16 protein-coding genes are annotated in these 24824 nt (G+C 71.5%); 5 read left to right on the top strand and 11 right to left on the bottom strand.

The genetic code is table 11. The annotated features are described in order from the left end of the window. Positions 1-83: 83 nt before the first annotated feature. From J0911_RS09790 to J0911_RS09780, 3 genes are all read left to right on the top strand, one after another. Positions 84-2087, top strand: a complete 2004-nt coding sequence (locus J0911_RS09790; protein ID WP_207275285.1) for a heparinase II/III domain-containing protein — start codon at positions 84-86, stop codon at positions 2085-2087. A gap of 84 nt (positions 2088-2171) precedes the next feature. Next, positions 2172-2957, top strand: a complete 786-nt coding sequence (locus J0911_RS09785) for a hypothetical protein (RefSeq protein WP_207275284.1) — start codon at positions 2172-2174, stop codon at positions 2955-2957. Between the two features lie 10 nt (positions 2958-2967). Further along, positions 2968-3552 (top strand): alpha/beta hydrolase family protein, encoded by a 585-nt coding sequence (locus tag J0911_RS09780; protein WP_207275283.1) that lies wholly within the window; start codon positions 2968-2970, stop codon positions 3550-3552. Here J0911_RS09780 and J0911_RS09775 read toward each other — a convergent pair. The 5 genes from J0911_RS09775 to J0911_RS09750 form a co-directional block, all read right to left on the bottom strand. Beyond that, a complete protein-coding gene (locus J0911_RS09775) occupies positions 3549-5324 on the bottom strand; it encodes a rhamnulokinase (RefSeq protein ID WP_207275282.1) in 1776 nt (591 codons plus the stop codon). The two genes, J0911_RS09780 and J0911_RS09775, sit on opposite strands and share 4 nt — an antisense overlap. Beyond that, on the bottom strand, positions 5321-7537 hold the full coding sequence (gene rhaD / locus J0911_RS20275) for a bifunctional rhamnulose-1-phosphate aldolase/short-chain dehydrogenase (RefSeq protein ID WP_242636540.1): 2217 nt from the start codon (positions 7535-7537) through the stop codon (positions 5321-5323). Before rhaD ends, J0911_RS09775 begins: the two co-directional genes overlap by 4 nt. 204 nt (positions 7538-7741) lie before the next feature. After that, on the bottom strand, positions 7742-8905 hold the full coding sequence (rhaI, locus tag J0911_RS09760) for an L-rhamnose isomerase (protein WP_207275281.1): 1164 nt from the start codon (positions 8903-8905) through the stop codon (positions 7742-7744). Between the two features lie 392 nt (positions 8906-9297). Next, a complete protein-coding gene (locus J0911_RS09755; RefSeq protein WP_242636539.1) occupies positions 9298-12681 on the bottom strand; it encodes a CARDB domain-containing protein in 3384 nt (1127 codons plus the stop codon). Between the two features lie 205 nt (positions 12682-12886). Continuing rightward, on the bottom strand, positions 12887-13276 hold the full coding sequence (locus J0911_RS09750; RefSeq protein WP_207275280.1) for an L-rhamnose mutarotase: 390 nt from the start codon (positions 13274-13276) through the stop codon (positions 12887-12889). Positions 13277-13403: 127 nt separating this feature from the next. Between J0911_RS09750 and J0911_RS09745 the strand changes: the two genes are divergently transcribed. Then, positions 13404-14480 (top strand): LacI family DNA-binding transcriptional regulator, encoded by a 1077-nt coding sequence (locus J0911_RS09745; protein ID WP_207275279.1) that lies wholly within the window; start codon positions 13404-13406, stop codon positions 14478-14480. Next, on the top strand, positions 14477-15934 hold the full coding sequence (locus J0911_RS09740; RefSeq protein WP_207275278.1) for an APC family permease: 1458 nt from the start codon (positions 14477-14479) through the stop codon (positions 15932-15934). The genes J0911_RS09745 and J0911_RS09740 overlap by 4 nt, the downstream gene beginning before the upstream one ends. Positions 15935-16062: 128 nt before the next feature. Here J0911_RS09740 and J0911_RS09735 read toward each other — a convergent pair whose 3' ends face one another. From J0911_RS09735 to J0911_RS09710, 6 genes are all read right to left on the bottom strand, one after another. Further along, entirely contained in the window at positions 16063-18165 is a 2103-nt protein-coding gene (locus J0911_RS09735; RefSeq protein WP_207275277.1) for a beta-galactosidase, read from the bottom strand. Between the two features lie 156 nt (positions 18166-18321). Next, entirely contained in the window at positions 18322-20835 is a 2514-nt protein-coding gene (locus J0911_RS09730; protein ID WP_207275276.1) for a rhamnogalacturonan lyase, read from the bottom strand. Positions 20836-20925: 90 nt separating this feature from the next. Then, positions 20926-21624 carry a hypothetical protein gene (locus J0911_RS09725; RefSeq protein ID WP_207275275.1) on the bottom strand — a complete coding sequence of 233 codons (699 nt, stop codon included), beginning with the start codon at positions 21622-21624 and terminating at the stop codon, positions 20926-20928. Further along, on the bottom strand, positions 21624-22520 hold the full coding sequence (locus J0911_RS09720; protein WP_207275274.1) for a carbohydrate ABC transporter permease: 897 nt from the start codon (positions 22518-22520) through the stop codon (positions 21624-21626). Before J0911_RS09720 ends, J0911_RS09725 begins: the two co-directional genes overlap by 1 nt. Continuing rightward, positions 22520-23476, bottom strand: coding sequence for a carbohydrate ABC transporter permease (locus J0911_RS09715; protein ID WP_207275273.1), 957 nt, complete (start codon positions 23474-23476; stop codon positions 22520-22522). The genes J0911_RS09720 and J0911_RS09715 overlap by 1 nt, the downstream gene beginning before the upstream one ends. After that, on the bottom strand, positions 23473-24813 hold the full coding sequence (locus tag J0911_RS09710; RefSeq protein ID WP_207275272.1) for an ABC transporter substrate-binding protein: 1341 nt from the start codon (positions 24811-24813) through the stop codon (positions 23473-23475). The genes J0911_RS09715 and J0911_RS09710 overlap by 4 nt, the downstream gene beginning before the upstream one ends. Positions 24814-24824: the final 11 nt, after the last annotated feature.

Raw genomic sequence — 24824 nt, 5'->3', positions numbered from 1 at the left:
GGCACGGTGCCGACCACGCGCGGCGGTGTCGAGTCGGCTCGTCCTGTGGATAGCGTGAAACCCGACGACGAGAGGACTTCCCGATGAGCCGCCTGCCCGCGCCCGACGTCACCGCACGCGAGTTCTGGACCTCCGAACGGATGGAGGCCGCGCTCACCCCCGCGATCGAGCACGCCGAACGCGCGCTCGGCACGCCCTGGCCCGAGGCGCGCGCCTCACAGTTCGCGCGGTTCTGGCGCGACGGCGACCGCAAGGGCTACGAGAGCGGCGTGATCGCGCGGCAGCAGCGCCTGACGTACGCCGCGGTGGCGGCGCTCCACACGGGCGAGCAACGCTTCCTCGACGAGGTGGTCGACGGCGTGATCCTGCTCTGCGAACAGTCCACCTGGTGCTGGCCGGCCCACGAGCACGTGCACGACCGCAGCGACTACGTCGTGCCCGACGTCACCGACCCGTGTCTGGATCTCGGCGCGGGTGAGGTCGCCGCACAGCTCGCCTGGGTCGACCATCTGCTCGGGCCCGCGATCGACGACCGCGCCCCCGGTGTCCGCGCCCGGATCCGGCAGGAGACGCGGCAACGGGTCCTGCGGCCGTTCACGGACCGCCGGGACTGGTGGTGGCTCGGTATCGAGCGACCACCGATGAACTGGACGGTGTGGATCCAGGGCAACGTGCTCGCGGCCGCGCTGGCCCTGGAGGACGACACGGCCCGGCGCCGCCACATCGTCCGGCTCGTCGCCGAGGGCGTGGGCCGCTACTGGGACTCGCTCCCGCCCGACGGCGGTGTCGACGAGGGCTACCACTACTGGTGGCAGGGCGTCGCCCGCGCCCTGGAGGCCGAGGACCTGCTCTCCTGGGCCGGCACGCAGGATGCCGCGGCACGACTCCTGACGTCGTCCGACGACGCACGGGCGACCGCGGGCCCCGGCGACGTCGCGGCGCCGGCCTCGAACGAACCCCGCCCCCGCACGCCGTCGGACGACACGGACGTGCGAGCCGAGACGATCCGCCAGGTCGTCGGCTTCCCGCATCGGATGCACCTGGGCGGCGACTGGTACGTCGGAGTCGCAGACAGCCCGGCCCGGCCGATCTGGACGTGGCCGTGGAACCTGGTGCACTCCTGGGCGCGCCGCGTCGGGGACGACGACGCCGTCCGGCACGCCGCGTCCTACCGGGACCGCCCGGAGATCCTGTGGGACGAGCGGGTGACCCTCTCCCGCGCGGTGCTCATGCTGTCGGACGACGCGTGGGCGAACCTTCCCGCCGGTACCGCGCCGCCGCTGGTGGCTCAGGTCTGGCTGCCGGAGACGCAGGTGGCGCTGGCACGCTCCCGGCCGGGTTCCTCCGGCGGGGTCGCGGTGTTCGTCAAGGGCGGGCACAACGCGGAGAACCACAACCACAACGACGTCGGCGAGGTCGTGATCGCCCTCGACGGCGTGCCCGTCGTCGTCGACGCCGGGAAACCGACCTATCGCGCCGGCACGTTCGGGGACGAGCGCTACGACCAGTGGCCGATGCGGTCGGCCTGGCACAACGTGCCGCTGATCAGCGGCACGGAGCAGGCACCGGGCGAGGAGTTCACGGCCCGCTCGATGACGGTGACGAGTCCGGACGGCGACGGGACATGGAGCGCGCGGCTCGACCTCGCGGGGGCCTACCCCGTCGGCGGGATGTCCTGGTGGCGCGAGGTCGCGCTGGACCGCTCGGCGGAATCGGTGACCGTGAGCGACTCGTGGGCGTCGGCCGCGGACACCGGCGAGCGCGACGGCGAGGACCACCACGGCGCGGAAGGCGACGGCGCGACGGCGCTGCACTGGCTGCTGGCCGGTGACGTGACGCTCGACGCGGCGACGGGGCAGGCCACCGTGCGGCACGCCGCCGGCCGGCCCGACGCCGAGGTCCGTACCCTGCGAATCACCTGGGACCAGGACACGCTGGACGCCACGCTGGAGGTACAGGAGATCCACGACGACGAGCTGGCGGCGGTGTGGGGCGACCAGCTCACCCGGCTCGCGCTGACGGCTCGTGGCGAGCCGGGCACCGGCACCGGCACCGGCACGTCGACCGTCCGCTTCGACGCGGCCTGAACGACCGTCTCCTCCTGGTCAAGAGTGAGCTTCACCCGCGACAGGCCGGAGGATATGTCCGACAGTCCCGTAGGATCTCGGACTGTGATCCGGGACGGAGCGGTGCGGCTCCTCGGGCTCGTCGTTCTCGCGACGAGCCTCGTCGGCGCGTCCGGAGCCGCCGTCGCGAACGAGCGCGACACCGGCATCCGGGTCACGGCCGAGGGCGTGTCGTTCGACCGCTGGCAGATCTCCCGTGGAGCGACACTCGAGTACACGGTCCGGCCCCTCGACGGCGACAACAGCTCCTATGTCAGGCGCTACCTCGGAGGTTCGGAACGGCACTCCGGCTGGGCGGCCTTCCACGAGGCTCCTGACCGGTACCCGGGCGGCTACTGCGTGACCTGGGTCCGTCTCGACCGCTACGACTGGGGCGAGTGGATGAACGGGCCCGCCTGCACCGAGCCGGAGGAGTCCGCCACGGCGGATGCCGAGGAGTCCGGGGACCCGCCGGACGAGAGCCCGCAGGCCGAGCCCTCGCCGAGCCCGAAGGCGACCCAGGGCCGGCCACCGGCCGCGAGCACGCAGAAGCCGGAGACCGAGCCGACGCCCTCGCCCTCCGCCGCCGAACCGACGCCGGAGCCCACGCCCACGCCGAGCCCGAGCCCCACGCCCGGTCGCAGCGCGTCGGCCGAGCCGGGTCCCGTCGTCTCGTCGGAACCGAACGACCCGGCGAGTGCGATCATCAGGTCGTTCGGCCTGCCCGCCTCCGCGGGTGACGGCGAGCGTGCCCTCCCGCAGTCGGCGGGTGTCGTCTGGGCGTGGGTGATCCTCGGGGGGATCGGCGCCGCCGTCGGTGGTGCCCTGCTCATGATGTTCCGCCGCGGGTGACGATGGTGCGATGAACACCTCCGGACTTCTCCTCACGCCCGGTGCGGGAGCCTCGCGCGACCACCACACGCTCGTGGCGGTCGAGGAGGCCCTGGCCGCGCTCGACCCGCCGGTCACCGTGCGGCGGGCCGACTTCCCGTACCGGATCGCCGGGAAGCGGATGCCGGACCGGCCGCCGGTCGCGGTCGCACATGTCCGTGAGGTCGCCGCCCGGTTCGCGCGGGAAGCCGGGACGACGACGGACCGTCTCGTCCTCGGCGGGCGCTCGTACGGAGGGCGGATGTGCTCGATGGCCGTGGCCGAGGGGCTGCCCGCCGCCGGGCTCGTCCTGCTCAGCTATCCGCTGCACCCGCCGGGAAGGCCCGACCGGCTCCGCGTGGACCACTTCGGCTCCCTGGACGTTCCGGTGCTCTTCGTGTCCGGCGACAAGGATCCGTTCGGCACACCGGAGGAGCTCGCGGAGCACTCCGCAGCGATCCCCGGGAAGGTCACGCGGGTGACCCTCCCCGGGGCCCACGACCTGCGAGGCAAGGACGCCGAGGTCGCTCGTGCCGTGGCCGCCTGGATCACCGGCCGTGAGCCGGCCGGCGGCTAGCTCACCGGTCGACGCGGCTCGTACCCGCGCAGGTCCGTACTCGCACGGACCGTCGCGCGCAGGCCGGAGAGGGTGGCCGGTGCACCGGCCGGACCGGTCAGTGCCCCCGCCGCGCGCGCCTGGACCAGGATGTTCCCGAGTGCCGTGGCCTCGACCGGCCCGGCGTGCACGGGAAGGCCCGAGGCCTCGGCCGTGAGACGGTTCAGCAGCTCGTTCCGCGACCCGCCGCCGACGACGTGGATCGCCGTCACCCGGACCCCGGCCAGCTCGCCGGCCTGCCGGACCACCCGGGCGTAGGCGGCGGCGAGGCTGTCGAGAACGACACGCGCCGTCGCCGGCCGGCTCTCGGCGACGGCCGGCGGCCTCTGCCTGCCCATCGCGGCGCGCACCCGGCCCGGCATGTCGCCCGGTGCGAGGAACTCCTCCCCGTCCACCTCGACGAGGCAGCGGCCACCCGGCTCCCGTGCGGCCTCCTCCAGGAGGGCGGGCAGGTCGACCGGTCGTCCGTCCTCCTGCGACCACTGCCGCACGCACTCGTCGAGGATCCACAGGCCCATGACGTTGCGCAGGTATCGCACGGTGCCGTCGATCCCGAGCTCGTTGGTGAAGTTCGCCTCGCGGCTGGCCTCGCTCAGCACGGGCTCGTCCAGCTCCAGGCCCACCAGGGACCACGTCCCGGACGAGATGTAGGCCGCCGTCTCCCCGGGGGTGGGGCCCTCGCCGGGCCCAGGAGCGACGCCGTCCTGCACAGGTTCGTCGCGGCGCGCGACCGTCGTCGTGAGCGGGGGAAGCGGGGTCGAGGTCGCCGGGCCGGACAGCCGTTGCGCCGCGGCGGGCAGCGGCGTCGCCGCGACGGCCGACGCCGTGTCATGGGAGGCGACGGCGAACACCGGCACGCCGGCCAGCCCGGTCGCTTCCCGGACCTCCGGGAGGAGGTGCCCGACGGCGGTCCCGGGTTCCACCAGTTCCGGCAGACGCGCCCGCAGGTCGCCGAGTTCGGGGAACGCCGTGACGAGCCGCGCGATGTAGGCGTCCGACCAGGTACGGGTCCGGACGTCGAGCAGGCCGGTGGTGGAGGCGTTCGTCACCTCGGCCACGCGGCGGCCGGTCAGCCGGTAGGTGATGAGGTCGGGGACGAGGAGCACCTGCGCGGCGCGGGACCACTCGGCCGTCTCCGCGACGGCGGCACCCTTCGCGACGGCCGCAGCCTTCGCGACGGCCGTGGAGGTGTGCCCCGGGTCCGCCGTATCGGGACCACCGGTCCCGGTCGCGCCGGCGACGAACTGGAACACCGACGTGAACGGCAGGTCCTGCAGCCCGTTGACCGCGTAGTGCTCCGCGAAGGGGATCCGCGCGTACACGCGCTCGCGCGCGGCGTCGGTCCGCGGGTCGCGGTAGCACCAGGGCCGGGCGAGCAGCGCGCCGCCGTCGTCCAGGAGGCCGTGGTCGACGGCCCACGAGTCGACGCCGATCCCTCGCACCTCGAGCCCGCGCCCGGCGGCGACCGACGCCGCCTCGCGGAGCCCGGCCACGATCCCCCTCCAGAGCGCGTCGACGTCCCAGCGCAGACCGCCGTCATGGGGAGCCGGGCCGTTCGGGAACCGCCCGCACTCCACCAGTTCGACACGAGCCTCGTCCGGGGCGGCGACCGTCGCGCCCGGCTGCAGAACTCCCAGCATGACGCGGCCCGACGTCGCACCGAGATCGACGGCGATGAACGCGGTATCGGGTCCGGCCGCGTCGCATGCCGCTCGGGACTCGGCGGCGCTCATCGGAGGAACGCCGCCGCCACGCCGGAGTCGACCGGGACGTGCAGGCCTGTGGTGAGGGGCAGGTCCGGCCCGACGAGCGCGAAAACGGCGGCGGCCACATGGTCCGGAAGCACCTCCCGCTTGAGCAGGGTGCGCTGGGCGTAGAACTGGCCCAGTTCCTCCTCGGGCACGCCGTACACCGCGGCACGCTTGGCGCCCCAGCCGCCCGCGAAGATCCCGGACCCGCGGACCACCCCGTCGGGGTTGATCCCGTTGACGCGGATGCCGTGCTCGCCGAGCTCGGCCGCGAGGAGCCGCACCTGGTGCGCCTGGTCGGCCTTGGCCGCGGAGTACGCCACGTTGTTCGGGCCCGCGAACAGGGAGTTCTTCGACGCGATGTAGACGATGTCGCCGCCCATGGCCTGCGCGACCATCGCCCGCGCCGCTTCACGCGCGACCAGGAACGACCCGCGCGCCATGACGTCGTGCTGCAGGTCCCAGTCCTGCTCGGTGGTCTCCAGGAGCGGCTTGCTGATCGACAGCCCGGCGTTGTTGACCACGAGGTCCACGCCACCGAACGCCAGTGCGGCGGCGTCCACGGCGGCGACGACGTCGGCGGCGGAGGTCACGTCCGCGGCGACGCCGACGGCGACGTCGGGCCCGCCGAGCTCGGTGGCGACCTCGGTGGCCCTCGCCGCGTCGAGGTCCGCGACGACCACGCACGCGCCCTCGGCCGCGAGCCGCCGTGCGGTCGCCAGCCCGATGCCGGACGCGCCGCCCGTCACCAGCGCGACCCGGGTGGCCAGAGGCTTCGGCTTCGGCATGCGCCGCAGTTTGGCCTCCTCCAGCGCCCAGTACTCGATGCGGAACTTCTCGGACTCGTCGATCGGCGCGTAGGTCGAGATCGCCTCGGCTCCGCGCATCACGTTGATCGCGTTCACGTAGAACTCACCGGCCACCCGGGCCGTCTGCTTGTTCCGTCCGAACGAGAACATGCCGACGCCCGGCACCAGCACGACCAGCGGGTCCGCTCCGCGCATGGCGGGCGGCTCCTCGCCCCGCTCCCGTGCGGCGGCCGCGCCGCGCTCGTAGTAGCCCGCGTAGTCCTCGCGGTATGCCGCGTGCAGCTCGTGCAGCCGCGCGACGACGTCGTCCACCGGAGCATCCGCGGGAAGGTCCACGACCAAGGGCTTCACCTTGGTGCGCAGGAAGTGGTCCGGGCAGGAGGTGCCGAGGTCCGCGAGCGCGGCGAGCTTCTCACGGGAGAGGAAGTCGAGGACGACGTCGGAGTCGGTGAAGTGCCCGACCTGCGGCGCGTCGGTGGAGGCGATGCCGCGGATCACCGGCGCGAGCGCGGCGGCCTTGGCACGGCGGCCGAGCGGGTGCGGCGTGGAGTCGCCCGCCTGGCCCGCGGCACCGTCTGCCTGGCCCGCGGCGTCGGCCGGGGCGAGGCCGAGCGCGCCCCCCGCGGCATCGTCGGCCCGGCCCGTGACGCCACCCGCGGGGGCGTCGTCGGGCAGCGCCTCGAAGCCGGGACGGACGGGGCCGAACGGGTGCTCGCCACGCCCGGCGAGCTCGGCCGTGCGCGTGGCGATGAACTCCTCCGCCGTGCGGATGATGCGCAGGGACCGCTCCTCGCACTCCTCGGAGGTGTCTCCCCAGGCGGTGATGCCGTGGCCGCCGAGGACGCAGCCGATGGCGCGGGGGTTCTTCGCCTTGATCGCGGCGATGTCGAGTCCGAGCTGGAAGCCGGGGCGGCGCCACGGGACCCAGACCACCTCGTCGCCGAAGATCTCGGCGGTGAGGGCCTCGCCGTCGGCCGCGGCGGCGAGGGCGATCCCGGAGTCGGGGTGCAGGTGGTCGACGTGTGCGGCGTCGACGAGGCCGTGCATCGCCGTGTCGATGGAGGGCGCTGCGCCGCCCTTGCCGTGGAGGCAGTAGTCGAAGGCGGCGACCATCTCGTCCTCGCGGTCGACGCCGGGGTAGGTGTCGACCAGGGCGCGCATACGGTCGAGGCGGAGGACCGCGAGCCCCTGGGCCCGCAGCGTGCCGAGGTCGCCACCGGAGCCCTTGACCCACAGGAGCTCGACGTCGTCGCCGGTCACGGGGTCGGTGGCGGTGCCCTTGGCGGAGGTGTTGCCGCCGGCGAAGTTGGTGACGCGTGGGTCCGAGCCCAGGCGGTTCGACCGTGCGACGAGGGCGTCGACGGCGGCGTTGCTCTCAGGGGTGGTCATCTGCTGCTCCTAGCTGTCCTGCGGAGAGGTCCTGCGAGATCGGTCAGGTCGAGTTGCCCGTGGGGCGGGGAGGTGATGCGGTCGGCCGCTTGTCGGCCGAGGTCGGTCCGACGTCGAGCGGTCGGTCCCTCAGGGGGCCGACCGCATTGACATCGGACCGACCACTCGACGACCGGCCGACCGCATCACCTCCCCGCGTGGTCGCTACGCGCCCCAGCCCGCCTGGGCGCCGCTGGTCCGTTCGGCGGCGATCTTCTCCGCGTAGCCGGATGTCGCGTAGGCCGCCATCGGGTCAGGGGCCAGGCCCTGCTCTTCGCGGAGCTCCGCGAGGAGCGGGCGGGTGTCCGTGTTGTAGGCGTCCATGAGCACACCGTGCGCGCCCAGCACGTCACCGGCCCGCTGGGCGGCGGCGAGTGCGTCGGAGTCGACCAGGAGCGCCTTCGCCGTGGCCTCCTGCACGTTCATCACCGAGCGGATCTGGCCGGGAATCTTCGGCTCGATGTTGTGGCACTGGTCGAGCATGAAGTTGACGCCCGAGTCCGGGGCGAGGGCACCCGCCTGGACGATCTCGTGCAGGATCCGGAAGAGCTGGAACGGGTCCGCCGCGCCCACCATGAGGTCGTCGTCGGCGTAGAAGCGGCTGTTGAAGTCGAAGGCGCCGAGGCGGCCCTGCCGCAGGAGCTGGGCGACGATGAACTCGATGTTCGTGCCGGGGGCGTGGTGGCCGGTGTCGAGCACGACGTTCGCGCGCTCGCCCAGGGCCATGCAGTGCAGCAGGGACGTGCCCCAGTCGGGGACGTCGGTCGAGTAGAAGGCAGGTTCGAAGAACTTGTACTCGAGCACCATGCGCTGGTCGTCGTCGAGGGCGGCGTAGATCTCGGCGAGCGACTCGGCGAGCCGGTCCTGGCGGGCCCGGATCGAGTCCTGGCCCGGATAGTTGAGGCCGTCGGCGAGCCACACCTTGAGGTCCGCCGAGCCGGTCGCCCGCATGACGTCCACGCACTGCTTGTGGTGGTCGATCGCCTTGCGCCGCACGGCCGCGTCGGGGTGACAGAGCGACCCGAGCATGTAGTCGTCGTCCTGGAAGACGTTCGAGTTGATCATTCCGATGCTGACGCCCAGGTCGGCGGCGTGCCGTGACAGGTCGGAGAAGTCGTCCACCAGGTCCCACGGGATGTGGAGGCTGACGCGCGGCGCGATGCCGGTGTACCGGTGCACCTGCGCGGCGTCGGCGAGCTTCTCGTAGGGGTCGCGGGGTACGCCCGGCTGACCGAACACCTTGAACCGGGTCCCCGAGTTCCCGAAGGCCCACGACGGGAGCTCGATGGTCTGGTCTCGGAGTGCCGCCTTGGCTGCGTCGGGCGTCATCGGCACGGCTCCCTTCCGGCGCATCGTCGCGCGTTACGGTGTGACGTCCCGAGGACGCCTTGAAACGATTCAAGGGGAGCGTATCCCTCGTGCCGGGCACGGTCAAGGTGGCGGGCCGCGATCCGGGCAAGCGATTACCGTCGGGAGGCACGGTACCGGGGTGGTCGCGGCCGACACCCGACGATCGGGTGGGGTAGTCACCCGCCGGCCCAGGCGCGCACGGCCCCACCGCTCTGCGGACCGTTGTTCCTGAACGACGGCGGCGCCGGCCCAGGCGCGTACGGGCCCACCGGACGCGGAAACGCCGTCCGGACGCGGGCCGGCGCCGCCATCCGCAGGATGACGGCGCCGGCCACGACTCCGCGGCGGGGAAGCCGCCCGCCGTCGCGTCGCTACTGGCCGGTGAACTGGAAGGTCGAGCCGGGCTCGGTCTCGATGTCGCCCTCGGCGGAGTTGGTGACGGTCACGTCCGTCAGGATGGCGTTACCGCGGGCCCCTCCCATCGCGAGGATGCCCGAACCGTTGTTCGACTGGTCGATCCGCACGTTCGTGATCCGCACGTCGGGCATGTTCCCCCCGCCGTTCTTGAACTGGATCCCGTCGTACGTCGAGTCCACGATCTCGGTGTCCCGAATGGTGACGCCGACGATGTCGTGGGTCTGCGGGAACAGCGTGATCGCGCCGAACTCCTGGTCCTCGTTCCAGAACGCCCCGCCGGTCCGGTAGAGCCCGTTGTTGGCGACGAGCGTGGTCCCCGAGAAGGGCAGAGGACTGTGATCGGTCGCCAGCATGATGCCGGGGTAGTTCATGGTGTCGTAGATCAGGTTGTTCTCGATGGCGTTGTCGTAGCCGCCGTAGATCGCGATGCCGTTGGCCCGCCACGGGAGCTGAACGGTGTTGTTCCGGAACGTGTTGTCGTGCGCGATGTCGACCGACGTGTCCTTCACGTACGGGTTGGCCCACACCGCGAGGGCGTCGTCGCCGGTGTTGCGGAACGTGGAGTTGACCACCGACGAGTTACGCGTTCCGTTCGAGAAGTTGATGCCGTCCGCGTACGTGTTGCGGATGCGCATCCCGGAGAACTCGAGCCCGTCCGCCGGGCCCCAGAGCTCCGGCTTGTTCGAGTAGTCGCGGCCCACCCAGACGCCGACGTTCGCGTGCTCGATCCACACGTTGCTGATCCTGGTGCCCTCGCCGAACCGCCCGTTCAGGCCGACGCCGCCCTCGTCGTTGCCGTCGCCGCCGCGGATGCGCCCGGAACCGAAGATCGCGATGTCGGAGATCTCGACGCCGGCGTCGATGTCGAACCCGAAGTTGCCCTCGTGCGGGTGGTTGATGCCGTCCGCGTCCTGCGGCTCGACGAGGCTGTAGAGCTGCGAGTGCCACATCCCGGCGCCGCGGATCGTCACGTCGCGGATGCCCACCTGGTTGTAGCCGTTGCGCTCCGGGTCCTCGGTGAGGATCTTGCGCTCCTGGCGCCACTGGCCGGCCGGGATCCACACGCAGTCGATCTCGCCCTCCTGGTCCGCCGTGACGGCGGCCTGGATGGCGTCGGTGTCCTCGATCCCGTCGTTCGGCACGGCGCCGTACTCGGTGATCGAGGTGCACTGCGCGGGCTTGGGCTGCGGCGGCGCGACCTGCTCGAGCTCGACCAGGTCGAGGATGTAGAACTGCGCGTCGTCGTCCGCGTCCCGCTGGAGACGGAACACCGTGCCGGCGGGGAAGTCCTGGTCGAGGAGCGCGTGCGACTCGTCGAAGAGCCGGCGTGCGTCCCCTCCCGGGGTGTTGGTCAGCCCTTCCGGCGAGTCCGTCGTCCCGTACAGCCACGAGTGCTTCGACGAGAGCGTCAGCTTCTGCACGAACTCGCCGTCCGCGTAGAGGCTGATGGTCTTGTCCTGGCCGCCGCCGCCCGGCGCGTCCGGGATGGAGTTGCGGACGACGATCGAGTTCGTCGGGTTGGTGGAGGTGAACTCGACGTACTGGCCCGTGCCCGTGAGGCGCACGGACTCGCGGCCGGAGGACTCGGTCGCGAAGTTCGTGTGCCCGAACGTGCGCAACGGATCGGTCTGGAGCAGTTCTCCGGTGTACTCCCCGTCCTCCACCTCGTAGGTCGTGTACGGGACGGCGGCTCCCCGGCCGACGGTCACACTCAGCGTGCCGGTGTTGTTGCCCTCGTCCGTCTCGTCGACGACGTCGGTCGCGTCGGCCGTGGCGGTCACGGTGACCCCGCCGTCGGTGGCGGTCCACGAGCCGTCGGGCGTCACGGTGACCGTCTCCCCGGCCGCGACCGCCGGGGTGGTGCCGTCGAGCGTGCTGGAACCTGCGACGACGCGGGTCACGGACCCGGCCGCCACCGGCTCGTCGCCACGGTTGCGCACCTTGACCGCGAAGGTCACGTCGTCCCCGGCGGCGGGGGCGGACGGGTTCGCGGACACGGAGACGACCTCGAGGTCGGGCCCGGGAGCCTCCTGGACCACGAGCTTCTCCGGCGACGTGAACGCGTTGTTCGTCTCGTCGTGCTCGGTCACCAGCTCGTCCGGGTCGACGACCGCGCCGACCGTGTGCTCACCGGCCGGATGCGTTCCGGCGGGAATCTCCACCTGCGTGCTCGCGCCGGGGTCCAGCGCGTCGAGGTCCGCGGACCCGGCGGTGCTCCCACCGACCGTGGCGTCCACCGTGGTGGCCTCGGACGCGCGGTCACCGGTGTTCTCGACCGTGGCGGTGAGCGTGACGGGGGTCGTCGCGTCGGGCGATGCCGGGGCCGCGGTCACCTCCGTGACCGTCAGGTCCGGGTTGGGCTCCAACGCACCGTAGACCTCGAGCTCGGCCACCTGCCCGTTTCCGGCACCGGTGTTGCCCGTGAACCGGAGGCGCAGGTCGGTGACGGTCCCGGACACCGGGACGTCCACGAGGTTGCCGCTCCCGGGGGCGAAGGCGTGCCCGTCGGACGGCTCGAGCTCCTGCCACGAGGAGGTTCCCGAACGCCCCCAGACGGAGAAGGTCTGCGTGCGGGGCCCCCACGCCGGGTCCGGGTTGAGCCGCACCCGGATGCCGGTCAGCGCGGTGGGCGCGGCCAGCGAGACGTCGAGCGTGGAGGGGTACTGGCCGCCGGCGCCTTCCCAGTAGGTCCCGACCTGCCCGTCCACCGCGTTCGCAGCGGCGTACGTCCACTGCGTCGACGATGCCGTCACCGGGCGGCCCTCCGCACGGTTGGGGCCGCTCGGGTCGGTGGGCGGGTCGGTGGGGTCGGTCGGGTCGTCGCCCGTGGTACCCCACACCTCCAGCTCGGAGACCTGCCCGTTGCCGGCGCCGGTGTTGCCGCTGAACGCGAGGCGGACCTCGCCGGCCGTCGCGGTCAGCGGGATCTCGACGCGGTTGCCGCTGGCGGGATCGAAGTCGTAGGCCGAGGACGCCAGGAGCGTCCGGAACGACGACTCGCCGTCGGACCGGCCGAGGACGCTGAAGGTCTGCGTCCGCGGCGACCAGACGTCAGGCGGTGGCAGCGTGACGACGAGCCGCTCGAGATCGGCGTCCTCGCCGAGGTCGACCGTGAGATGCGACGGGTACTGGCCTCCCGCCCCCTCCCAGTAGGAGCTCGTGCTCCCGTCGTTCGCGTTGCTCGCCACGTACGTCTGCGTGATCGACGACGCCGCGATCGGCTTGCCGAGTGCGAGATTGGTCAGGTCCGCCGCGTGGGCGACGGTGCCCGTACCGAGCGGCGCGACGAGCGCCACCACGGCGCCCGCCACGACGGAGTGCTTCCACGGGATTCTCATGAACGTCCTCGTTCTCCCGCCTGCGCGGGTTCGTCGCCCCTCGGGCAGCGCTGCCCGAGGGGCGAGATTGAAGAGTTGCGATTGATGCAGAGTTTCTTGCTTCCTTGCTGTCAACTTCTTGCAGTCATGACGTTACGAGAGATTCCGCCGAACCGTCAAGGGTTCAGTGCCCGGGACGGCGTCGGCGAGCCGCGCACGGGGATCCTCAGTCTCGCGGCGCCACCGGAAGGCCTGCCGCACGCAGCTGGGACTCCAGGTGGAAGACCTCGTCGAGGATCACGAAGCCCTCGTCCGGGCTGCCCTCGTCGACGAAGAAGCCGCTCATCGCGGCCTGCCACCGTGCGTTGACCACGGTGGCCGCCATGCCCGCCTGCGCGGCGTCGTAGTCGTCGGTCTCGAGGACGCCGACCAGCAGGCCGTCGTCGCGCAGGTACAGGTGGTAGTCGCGCCAGCCGGTGTCGCGCAGCGCCTCCAGCATCTCCGGCCAGACGGCGGCATGCGCCGCGCGGTACTCGTCGAGCCGGTCGGGCCGGACTCGCGAGGTGAAGCACACGCGCCCGCGCCGCGCAGAGGTGTTGCCCGTGGAACTCGTCATCGTCGACTCTCTCCTCGTCCTGGATCTCGCTGGATTGAAACGGTTCAGAACCGTACCCCATGATGCCCGGCGGACCGTTCGGTGTCCGACCCGCCCGTCCCGCACATGAATCGCTTCATAATGGGGTATGGCCAATTCCACGAAGGCGTCGAACGCGGCGAACGCCCGCACACCACGCCGTCGGGCATCGATCACCGACGTCGCCAAGGCTGCCGGCGTCGCCGTCGGCACGGTCTCGAACGTGCTCAACAAGCCCGAGCGCGTCCTCCCCGCGACCCGCGAGCGGGTGGAGGCCGCCATCGCCGAACTGAACTTCGTGCGCAACGGCTCGGCACGGCAGCTCCGCGCCGGTACCTTGACGAGCGTCGGAGTCGTGGTGCTGGACCTCGCGAACCCCTTCTTCACCGACGCCGCCCGCGGGATCCAGGACCGCCTCGAGCGCGACTCGTTCACGCTGATGGTCGCCGGGTCCGACGAGGACCTGGACCGCGAACGCCGCTATCTGCGTCTCTACGAGGAACACGGCGTCCAGGGCGTCATCGTGAGCCCCGCCACGGACGACATCGACCACGTCCTGGCGGTGCGGGAACGGGGTACCGCCGCGGTGCTGCTCGACCGGCCGTCGCCGGTTCCGGAGCTGGCGTCGGTCGCGGTGGACGACGTGGCGGGCGGACGTCTCGCCGTCGAGCACCTGATCGCCCAGGGCCACGAGCGGATCGCCCTGCTGAACGGTCCGCACACCATCCGGCAGTGCCGGGACCGGCGCGACGGCGCCGCCGCGGCGATGGCCGACGCCGGGCTGGACCCCGGGACGGCGCTGGTGGAGATCACCGTGCCCGGCCTGACGCCGGACGGCGGCGAGGCGGGGATCCGGGAGGTCGTCGCGCTGCCCGCGCGCACGCGCCCCACCGCCGTGTTCTGCGTGAACGACCTGGTGGCGTTGGGTGTCCTGCGCACGCTCCGTCGGGAGGGCGTGGCCGTACCGCAGGGGATGGCGGTGGTCGGCTACGACGACGTCACCTTCGCGGCGGAGCTCGCCACACCCTTGAGCTCGGTGCGGCAGCCGACGTCCGAGCTGGGCACGCGTGCGGCCGATCTCCTGTTCCGCCCGGAGGACTCGGCACCGGAACAGGTGGTGTTCTCCCCGGAGCTCGTGGTCCGGGAGTCGTCGGCGAGCTCTCCCGAGGCCGGGAGGCCGCGATGAGCCGGCCGGCGCCCGATCAGCGGACCGTCCCGGGTGAGGAGCCGACCGAGCTCAGGCGGGTCATGGGGCCGAAGCTCCTGCTGCTGTTCATCGTCGGGGACATCCTCGGCACGGGCGTGTACGCGCTGACCGGGCAGGTCGCCGCGGAGGTGGGCGGCGCCGCGTGGGCACCGTTCCTCGTCGCGTTCCTGGTCGCGCTGGTCACGGCGTTCTCGTACCTGGAGCTCGTGACGAAGTATCCGCACGCCGCGGGTGCCGCCCTCTACACGCACAAGGCGTTCGGGATCCACCTGTTCACGTTCATGGTGTGCTTCACCGTGATGTGCTCGGGCATCACGTCCGCGTCGACGGCGTCGCGGGCGTTCGCCGAGAACCTCGCGCTCGGCTTCGGGCTCGACAAGCAGAATGCCACGCTGATCATCGTCGTCGCCCTGCTGTTCATGGCATCGGTGGCCGCGATCAACCTGCGCGGCGTGGGCGAGAGCGTCAGGACGAACATCTTCCTCACGCTCGTGGAGCTGTCGGGTCTGCTGCTCGTGATCCTGGTGGGCTTCTACGCGATGTTCGCCGACAGGGTCGACTTCAGCCGCACGGTGGTGTTCGACAGCCCGGGCGACAAGAGCGCGTTCTTCGCGGTGACGGCCGCGACCTCACTGGCGTTCTTCGCGATGGTGGGCTTCGAGGACTCGGTGAACATGGCCGAGGAGACCCACGATCCGGTGCGGAACTTCCCCCGGATGATGATCGCCGGGATCGGCATCACCGGTCTCATCTACGTGCTGATCGCGATCTTCGCCGTCGCGATCGTGCCGGTCGGTGAGCTGGCCGCCGCGGAGAGTACGCCGCTGGTCCTGGTCGTGGAACGGGCGGCACCCGGGATACCGGCCGCCGACGTCCTCCCCTTCGTCTCGATGTTCGCGGTGGCCAACTCGGCGCTGATCAACATGCTCATGGCCTCGCGACTGCTGTACGGGATGGCGAAGCAGAACGTGCTGCCGTCGTTCCTCGGCAAGGTCGGCCCGACGCGGCGTACCCCGTGGGCCGCGATTCTCTGCACGACGGCGATCGCGTTCGGTCTCATCTGGTTCGTGAGCCGTGACCCGGAGAACAGCGTGGTCTCGGCCCTCGGCGGGACGACGGCGCTGCTCCTGCTCGCCGTCTTCGCGATCGTGAACGTCTGCGTCCTGGTGCTGCGCAGGGACCGGATCGAACGGTCCCATTTCCGCGCGCCGACGGTCCTGCCGATCATCGGAGCGATCAGCTGCGCCTTCTTCGTCGGGCCGTGGACCGGACGCGCGGTGATCCAGTACGAGATCGCGGCATGGCTGCTCGGGATCGGGCTGGCGCTGGGCATCCTGACGTGGCTCACCAACAGGCTGGTCGGCCAGAGGACCCGGATCTCCGACCCTCGGTCCATCGGTGACCCGGGGGATGCGGAGGGCGGCACCGGCTGACGGGCCGCGTCCGGCCCGCGGTGTGCCCGGCGGGCTGCCGGATACACCGCGGGCACGGAAGGCGCCGTGCGCCTCACGGGTCCCGGGTCGCGGGACACAGGCCACGGCTCACGGTCGCGCCGCACGCCTCACGGCAGGACGCGCACCACCCGGACGCCGCCGGCGGGGACCGTCGCCGGGGAAGTGACGTTCTCACCGGTCAGGAGGTCGGTACCGGCCACGGACTCCAGGACCGCGTCACCGTCCGTGTGGTTGATCGCGAAGACGAACTCGGCATCGTCGGCGACACGCCTGACCACCTCGACCCCCTGCGGGGCCGCCGCGTCCGGGAGTACGCCGGCCTCCTCGGCGACGCGGTGCGCGATGTGGGCGACTCCGTCGTCGGACAGCCGGGTGGCGACGTACCAGGCGGCGCCCGCCGGCGAAGGCGCACCTGCCGAGGAGGCCGAATCGCGGAGGCCGGCCGGGACCACCCGGCGGGTGATCGCCGGGCCGCCCGGAAGCGGCCCGTCGTCGTAGGCGGCGATCACCTCGACGCCGTCGGACACCGTCGTCTTCTCCGTCCACAGGCCGGCGGAGACGCCGCCGTCCGGCAACGACGCGCCGGACACCCGTACCGACTCACCCTCCTGGAGCGGGAAGAACTCCTGCGTCCGCACTCCCAGCAGGTCGCGGTAGGCGCCGGGATAACCACCGAGACGGATGTGGTCGTTCTCGTCCACGATCCCCGAGAAGTAGGTGATCAGGACGGTGGCACCACGCTCGGCCGCGGCGCGCACGCGGGCGGCGTCGGCGTCCGACACGAGGTACAGGGTCGGCACCACGACGAGGTCGTAGCCGTCCAGGTCGCGGCTCGGCGGCACGATGTCCGCCGTCACCCCGAGCCGCCACAGCGCCTTGTACCAGGCGAGGACCTGGTCCGTGTACCGCACCTGCGTGGGGTGGACGTCCTGGTCGCAGGCCCACCAGGCGGGCCAGTCCAGGACGAGAGCCGCCCGCGCGGCGACGCGGGAGCCGCGCACCTCCCCGAGCGCCTTGACCGCCTGGCCCAGTTCGACGACGTCCCGCCACAGGTCGGAGTCCGTTCCCGCGTGCGGCACGAGGGCGCTGTGGTATTTCTCGGCGCCGGCCCGGGAGGCGCGCCACTGGAAGAACATGACGGCGTCGGCCCCGCGCGCGACGTGGGCGAGCGAGTTGCGGAGCATCTCGCCGGGCTGTTTGGCGCGGTTGCGCGGCTGCCAGTTGACCGCGCTCGTGGAGTGCTCCATCAGGATCCACGGTTCGCCGCTCGCGATCCCGCGGGACAGGTCCGCGCTGAGGGAGAGCAGCAGGTGCCGGTCGGGGTCGGCGGACATCGTGTAGTTGTCGTTCGCGACGACGTCGAGGTCGTCGGCCCAGGAGAAGTAGTCCATCTCCTTGTGGCTGCCGGCCATGAGGTTGGTGGTGGTCGGCACGTGCGGGGTGATCTCGCGGAGCGTGTCGCGCAGGTCACGGTAGTAGTCCAGGAGCGCGTCGGAGCTGAAGCGGTCGAAGTCGAGCAACTGGGTGGGGTTCCCGAACGCTGTCGTGTCCAGCGGCGGGAGCACGTCGTCGAACGACCCGTACCGCTGTGACCAGAACGCCGTGCCCCAGGCCGCGTTCAGTCGGTCCAGATCGCCGTAGCGCTCGCGCAGCCAGTCCCGGAAGGCGTCCGCGGCGGCGGGCGAGTAGTCGCGCGGGTTGTGGCAGCCGATCTCGTTGTCGACGTGCCACAGCGCGAGGGCCGGATGGTCGGCGTAGCGGCGCGCGACACGGCCGGCCATGGCGATCGCGTAGTCACGGAAGACCGGGTGGTGGATCGAGTAGGTCTGGCGCGATCCCTGGTGCAGGACCGCGTCGTCGGAACGCCGGGGCAGGATCTCGGGGTGCGCGCGGGTGAGCCACGGCGGGGCGGCCGCGGTGGCCGTGGCCAGGGCGACACGGATGCCCGCCGCGTGGAGGCGGTCCATGGTGGTGTCGAGCCAGGCCCAGTCGAACTCGCCCTCGCGGGGCTCGATCGTGGCCCACGCGAAGATCGCCAGGCTGACGATGTTCACGCCGGCCTCGCGCATGAGCTCGATGTCCTCGAGGCGGACGTCGTCGGGCCACTGCTCCGGGTTGTAGTCCCCGCCGAACGCGAGGCCGTCGAGGCCGTCGTTCCAGGGGCGGGTCGCGGCGGGGTCGAAGTTCGGGGGAGAAGTGCGTCGTCGCATAGATGGATCCTGTCATGAAACGGTTCAAACCAAGGCGGGCCGGTCAGCGGCCGACCGGGCCGACCAGGCTGCCCGGACCGGCCGGTCGGCACCGGCCGGCCGGGCGCCACGGGGCGACACCGGCCGGCCGGGGCGGGGCGGCGCGCCCCGCGGGATTCAGTCCCGGGCGTTCGGCGGGAGCGGGACGGTGCTCCAGTCCGTGTCCGTGGCCAGGTAGAAGCCCGGGTGGGACGGCTGGTTGTAAGCGGTCTGCTGGCGCGCGACCTCGACCCGGTACTGCGGGTCGTGCATGAGGGTGTACAGCTTGATGTCCGAGACCTCCGTGGACAGGTGGAGCCGCAGCGCCGACGAGTCCTCGGTACGCACCAGCACCTCCTCACGCCAGTCGCCCAGGACGTCCGCGACCAACGCCGCGTTGCCCTTGGTCCCGTTGTTCGTCAGCGTCCCGTCGAGAGTGCGGAGCGTGCCGCGCCGCCGGTCCACGATCCGCGGCGTCGCACCGTCACCGCCGTCCAGGATCTGCGTCGAGCCGTCACCGGCCCACCGCACCGAAGCGTTCGTGCCCATCGTGTCCGGAGAGACCAGGCCACCGGTGGCGGACAACGTTCCCGATCCGAGGGTGCCGTTCGGCATCGACGCCCAGACCTCGATGCCGGGTGTGGCAGGGTCCACGTCACCGATCATCGCGCGGCCCGTGTCCCGTCCGGAGAAGGCGCCGAACAGCACCTCGCCGGTGGCCGCGTCGCGCATCGCCTGTCCGTACGGCGCCCAGGCGCCGCCCTCGTGGCAGGTCCAGATCTCCAGTCCCGGACGCGCAGGGTCGATGTCGGTCACGGCCATCGCGTCGCCGTGGCCGAGCTTGGCCCAGGCACCGGGGTCGGCCGATCCCTCCGGCATCGTGTCGTAGGAGGAGTACAGCAGCGACCCGTCGTCGTCGAGCGTCGCGGAGCCGTAGACGATCTCGTGCCGCCCGTCGCCGTCGACGTCGGCCGCCGACAGCGAGTGAAAGCCCTGCGTGGTCAGCGTCCCCCACTCCTCGGACGTCCCCTCGACGCCGTGCGGGCCGTCGTTGAACGGGTTCGACATCGGCGCGTGGCCCGAGTCGGCGAACCACCGCTCGTGCAGGCGTCTGCCGTCCCAGTCGTAAGCGACGAGCGTCGTGCGCGTGTAGTAGCCGCGTGCGAAGACCGCGCTGGCGTTCTCCTCCGGGCCGCCCAGGTGGGCCACGCCCGCCAGGAACCGGTCCACCCGGTTGCCCGGCTCGATGCGGCTCATCGCGTAGTCGCCCCACAGCAGGCCGTCGTCGCCCCGACCGGGCTTGTAGTCGATCGTCTGCAGGTCACGGCCGGTCGAGCCGTCGAACACGGTGAGGTACTCGGGGCCCGTGATGACGAAGCCCTCGAAGTCGCGCAGCTCGTTGCGTCCCGAACGGGCGGGCGCGTAGACGTCGATGAAGTGGTCGGCCGCGGCGCGGGCGTCGGCGTCCGACAGCGGGTACTCCCACCGCGGCTCGATGCCCCACGCCTCCTCCAGCGTGGCGGGCCACTGCCCGCTCGTCACCTCCTCCCGCTCCGACCAGCCGGCGAGCACCCCCACGAGGTGCTCGTAGTAGTCGGCGGAGGAGAAGCGGTAGTCGTCGGTGTCGCGCACGCCGGCACGCCGGTCGTCGCGGGGGATGTCGAGGTACGACGACGACCCCGGGCGCCCGTGCCGGTACCGCGTCACCTTCGTGCCGGGCGCGGTCTTGATCATGACCTCGGCGGTGCCGTCGCCGTCGAGGTCGTACACCGGGAACTGCGTGTAGTGCGCGCCGGAGCGGATGTTGACGCCCAGGTCGATGCGCCAGAGCTGCGTGCCGTCGAGCGTGTAGGCGTCGATGTAGGTGTTTCCCGTGTATCCCTTCTGAGAGACGTCCTTGGCGTTGGACGGGTCCCACTTCACGACGATCTCGTACGCGCCGTCACCGTCGAGATCGGCCACCGACGCGTCGTTGGCGCCGTACGTGTACTCCTCGCCGGCGGGCGTGACGCCGTCGGCCGGCTTGTTCAGGGGGATGTCCAGGAAGGCGTCGGCCCAGGGACGCACGGTGGCAGCGGGGCCCGCGGAGTGCCGGCCGTCGAGCGGGCGCACCGTGTAGCGGCTGTCGGCCGAGCCTCGAGGATCGACGAAGTTGGTCGAGTCGGCGACCTCGGCGATGCGTCGGCCGTCGCGGTAGACGGCGAAGGCCGGCCCGGCCATGCCGGTGTCGGTGGCACCCGAGACCTCGTTCCCGAGCAGGCGCCAGCTCAGGAACACGCCCTCACTGGTCGCCGCCGCGACCAGCCCGCGGTCCAGGTCCTCCAGCGCGGAGTCGTTCCCCGGCCCGCCGGGCCGTCCGGGGCGGCCCGGCCATGACGAGCCGGACGTGTCCGCGGCGGACGCGGACAGGGCGGATCCGGGCGCGGCGGATCCGGGCGCGGCGGATCCGGGCAGGGCGGACGACGAGCCGGGCGCGGAACGGTGCGCCGGGTCGGACCACGCCGAACCGGACGACGCCGAACCGGACGACGACGACTGCGTCGGTACCGGATGTGACGGCAGTGCCGCCTGGGCGGGCAGGGCGGCCCCCGCGGCGACGAGCGCGAGCCCGGCCACGACGGCCGAGCCTGCCCTGATGGACGAGGATGACATCGTTGTACTCCTTGTCTGTCGGGTGTCTCTCTGTGGGTATCTCTGGTCGGACATCTCTTGCCGGCTGGACCGTTGCCGGGGTTCTGGCTGTCAGAAGTTCCTGTCGGCGATCTCGGTCTCGGCCGAGCGGCCGAGGGCGGTCCTGGCCCGGTCGCGGAACTCGACGGCGACGACGGCCAGACACAGCAGGCCGCCGACCACGCCGACCAGCGGCGTGAGCATCCAGACGAGGAGCGCGCACAGGCCGATCGCCACGACCAGCAGGACGGAACCGGCCGGGTCTGCCGGGACGGACCGGGCCGCGCGCGCGACCCGGTCGAGAACGCGCGAGTCGCGGACGGCCGGACTCGACCAGGCGCCGGAGACGCGGAGCACGACGACGCCCGCGACTGCCCCGACCGCCACGCTCAGCCAGCGGACGGCCGGACCTCCGGGAAGCAGTCCCGAAGCCGCGACCTGGACGTTCACCGCGAGAACCCCGGCCAGGACGAGTCCTGCCGCGCCGACTCCCCACAGCTCTCGGACGGCCGCCCGCCAGTCCCGGGCAAACCGTCCGAGGTCCGTGGCCTGACCGGCGAGATGCCGGCGCAGGTGGGCGGCGCCCGCCGCGAGCGCCGCCGGCAGGGTGACCACCGGCAGGCTCGCGAGCAGGACGTACACGCCGACGAGCAGGCACTCGGCGAGGAGTGCGAAACCGTCGGAGAACGTGCGGGCGGCCGGAGCCGGCCCGGCGGCATCCACGGGTTGCGGCGGGTGTCCCGGGGCGGGACGGGCGACGGGGATGACCATCAGCCCTTCAGTCCTTGCGTCGCGACACCCTCGACGAGATAGCGCTGGAAGACGACGAAGAACAGGATTACGGGGACGAGCGCGAGGACGGCCATGGCCATCTGGGCGCCGTAGTCGGACACGGAGGTCTGGTCCACGTAGGCCCGGAGCGCGATCGGGAGGGTGTAGAGATCGGGTTTCTTCAGGTAGAGCAGCGGGCCGAGGAAGTCGTTCCAGGACCAGATGAACGCGAAGATCGAGCTGGTGATGATCGCGGGGCGCATCAGCGGCAGCATGATCGAGCGGAAGATCCGGAAGTGGCCGGCGCCGTCGATCCGCGCGGCCTCGTCCAGCTCGCGCGGCAGGTTGCGCATGAACTGGACCATGAGGAACACGAAGAACGCCTCCGCGGCGAGGAACTTGCCGGCCAGGAGGGGCACATAGGTGTTCACCAGTCCGGCGGAGTTGAACATGATGTACTGCGGGATGATCACCACGTGCGTGGGGAGCAGCAGCGTGGCGATCATGATCGCGAAGAACACCTTGCGCCCCGGGAACTTCACGCGGGCGAACGCGTAGGCGGAGACGGTGGCGGACAGCACGATGCCGATCACGCTCAGCAGCCCCAGCAGGGTGGAGTTCCAGAAGAAGCTCCAGAACGAGATACCGCCGATGCCGCCGAACGCGGTCGCGAAGTTCGCCAGTGTCCAGGTGTCGGGCAGGATGTCGATGTTGCCGATGATGTCGTTGCTCGGCTTGAACGCGGACAGCACCATCCATGCCGCCGGGTAGAGCACCACGGCGAGCATCGCGAGGGTGACCACGTGGAAGACGACGGTCCGGGCGATCCGGCCCGGTGGGATCCGGCGGCGCACCGTGGTGTCGCGCGGGGCGAGCCCGGCCTGTGCGGTACTCATCAGTTCTCCTCCCCCGAGTAGTGCACCCACGCGCGGGAGGTGCGGAACATCAGTGCGGTGATCACGCCGACGACCAGGACCAGCACCCACGCCATGGCCGACGCGTAGCCCATGTCGAACTGCACGAAGCCCCGGGTGTACAGGTACAGCGTGTAGAAGTTCGTGGAGTCGGCCGGGCCTCCGGTACCGCCGGAGATGATGAACGCGGAGGCGAAGACCTGGAAGGAGTGGATGGTCTCCAGCAGCAGGTTGAAGAACAGCACGGGCGAGAGCATCGGCAGCGTGATGTTCCAGAACTTGCGCAGCGGACCGGCGCCGTCCACGGAGGCCGCCTCGTACAGTTCCGCGGGAATCTGTTTCAGTCCGGCCAGGAAGATGACCATGGGCGCGCCGAACTGCCAGACCGCCAGGAGGATCATCATCGGCATCGTCATGTCCGGGTTGCCGACCCAGCCGCCGGCCGGGGCACCCACCGACTGCTGGATGCGGTCGACGACGCCGTCGTCGATGAACATCGCCTTCCAGACGATCGCCACCGACACGCTGGCGCCCACCAGGGACGGCACGTAGAACGCCGACCGGTACCCGCCCTGGCCGGAGAACTTCATGTTGAGCAGCATCGCGACCGCCAGTGCGGCGGCGAGCTTGATCGGCGTCCCGACGAACACGTACAGCGCGGTGACCTGAGCCGACTTGAGGTAGCGCGCGTCGGAGAACATCTCGGTGAAGTTCTCCAGACCCACCCAGGTCGGTGCACGGAACAGGTCGTAGTCGGTGAACGCCAGGTAGAGGGAGGCCAGCATGGGCCCGGCCGTCAGGAGGACGAAGCCGAGCAGCCACGGGCTGAGGAACGTGTAGCCGGCGGCGACGTCCGCGCGGCGCCGCGCCCCGGGGCGGCGGGGCTGCCGGGGCGCGGCGGCGCGGACCGGCGCGTCGGCGGTGGCCGTTGCGCTCACGACTGGCCGACGTTGCTCTCGGCGAAGGCGAACCACTGGGTGACGAACTCGTCGACGGTGACGTTGCCGTACTGCAGTTCCTCACCGAGACGCTTGTACTCCGCCTCGATCGCGCCGAAGCCCTCCACCGGAATCGGCGCGGGCTCGGTCACCAGTTCGGCGACGTCCTCCTCGAAGGCCACCACCTGCTCGTCGACGGAGCCCGGCTCGACCTCCATGGCGTCGCGCTGCGCCGCGACGGCCGGGTTGCCCTTGCTGGTGCCGAAGATCGTGCCGACCTCGGGGGCGTTGACGAGGAAGTCGATCAACGCGGCCGCCGCCGCGGGGTGCTCGGTGTTGGCCGACGCCGACAGCAGCATCGACGGCTTCCAGAACATCTGCGGGCCGTTGTCACCCGACGGCATCGGCAGCATGCGGATGTCCTGCTCGGTCTCCGCGACGTACCCGGCCAGGAAGTTGTCCCAACTCATCTCCGAGGCGGCCTCGCTGACGGTGAACGCACCGAGCGGTTCGAGCTGCTTGGTCTTCTCGATGGGGAAGAAGACGCCGGTCTCGCGCGCGTCGGCGCCGAGCTCGAGGAACTCGGCCATCTGCTCCTCGGTGAAGCCCAGTTCGCCCTCGTCCGTGAACGGTTCGGTGCCCTGCTGGATCAGCCACTGGCAGAAGAACCAGAACGTGGTCGTGTAGTCGCCGCTGCCGAAGATCGCCGGGTCCTCGCCGGAACCCGCTTCGTGGACCTCCTCCACGAACGCCGCGTAGTCGTCCCACGTGTAGCCCTCGGCGGGCGGCTCGACGCCGACCTGGTCGAGCACGTCGGCGTTGTAGAACAGGGCGAGAGTGTTGGTGCTCGTCGGGATGCCGTACTGCGCGCCGTCGATCGCGCCCGCGGCCAGCAGCTGCTCGTCGAAGCCCGAGACGTCGAGGTTGGTGTCGAACGCCTCGGAGAGGTCCGCGAGCTGACCGGTCGCACCGTACTGCCGCAGGTAGGACAGGTCCATCTGCAGGACGTCGGGCAGGGAGCCGCTGGCCGCCTCGGTGTTGCGGGCGGGCCAGTAGTCGTCGAAGGCGATCCAGTTCGTGTCGACCTGGATGTTGGGGTTCTGCTCCTCGAAGAGCGCGACCGCCTCCTCGTACTTGTTCGCCCGGTCGTCGTCGCCCCACCAGGCGAGGGAGAGGGTGATCTCTTCCTCCGGGTCGAGCTCGTCGGCGAACCCGGCGCTCTCGCCGGTCCCGCCCGAGCACGCGGTGAGCGCGAGCGCCGCCGCCGACACGACGGCGACCCCGGCGGCCGTCCTTCGTGCGGGCCGTCCCGCGACAGCCCTTCGTTCGATCCTCATTGGAGCCTCCT

It is taken from the genome of Myceligenerans salitolerans, from assembly GCF_017349295.1.
Lineage (GTDB): Bacteria > Actinomycetota > Actinomycetes > Actinomycetales > Cellulomonadaceae > Myceligenerans > Myceligenerans salitolerans.
This window is presented reverse-complemented; position numbering and strand designations above follow the sequence as displayed.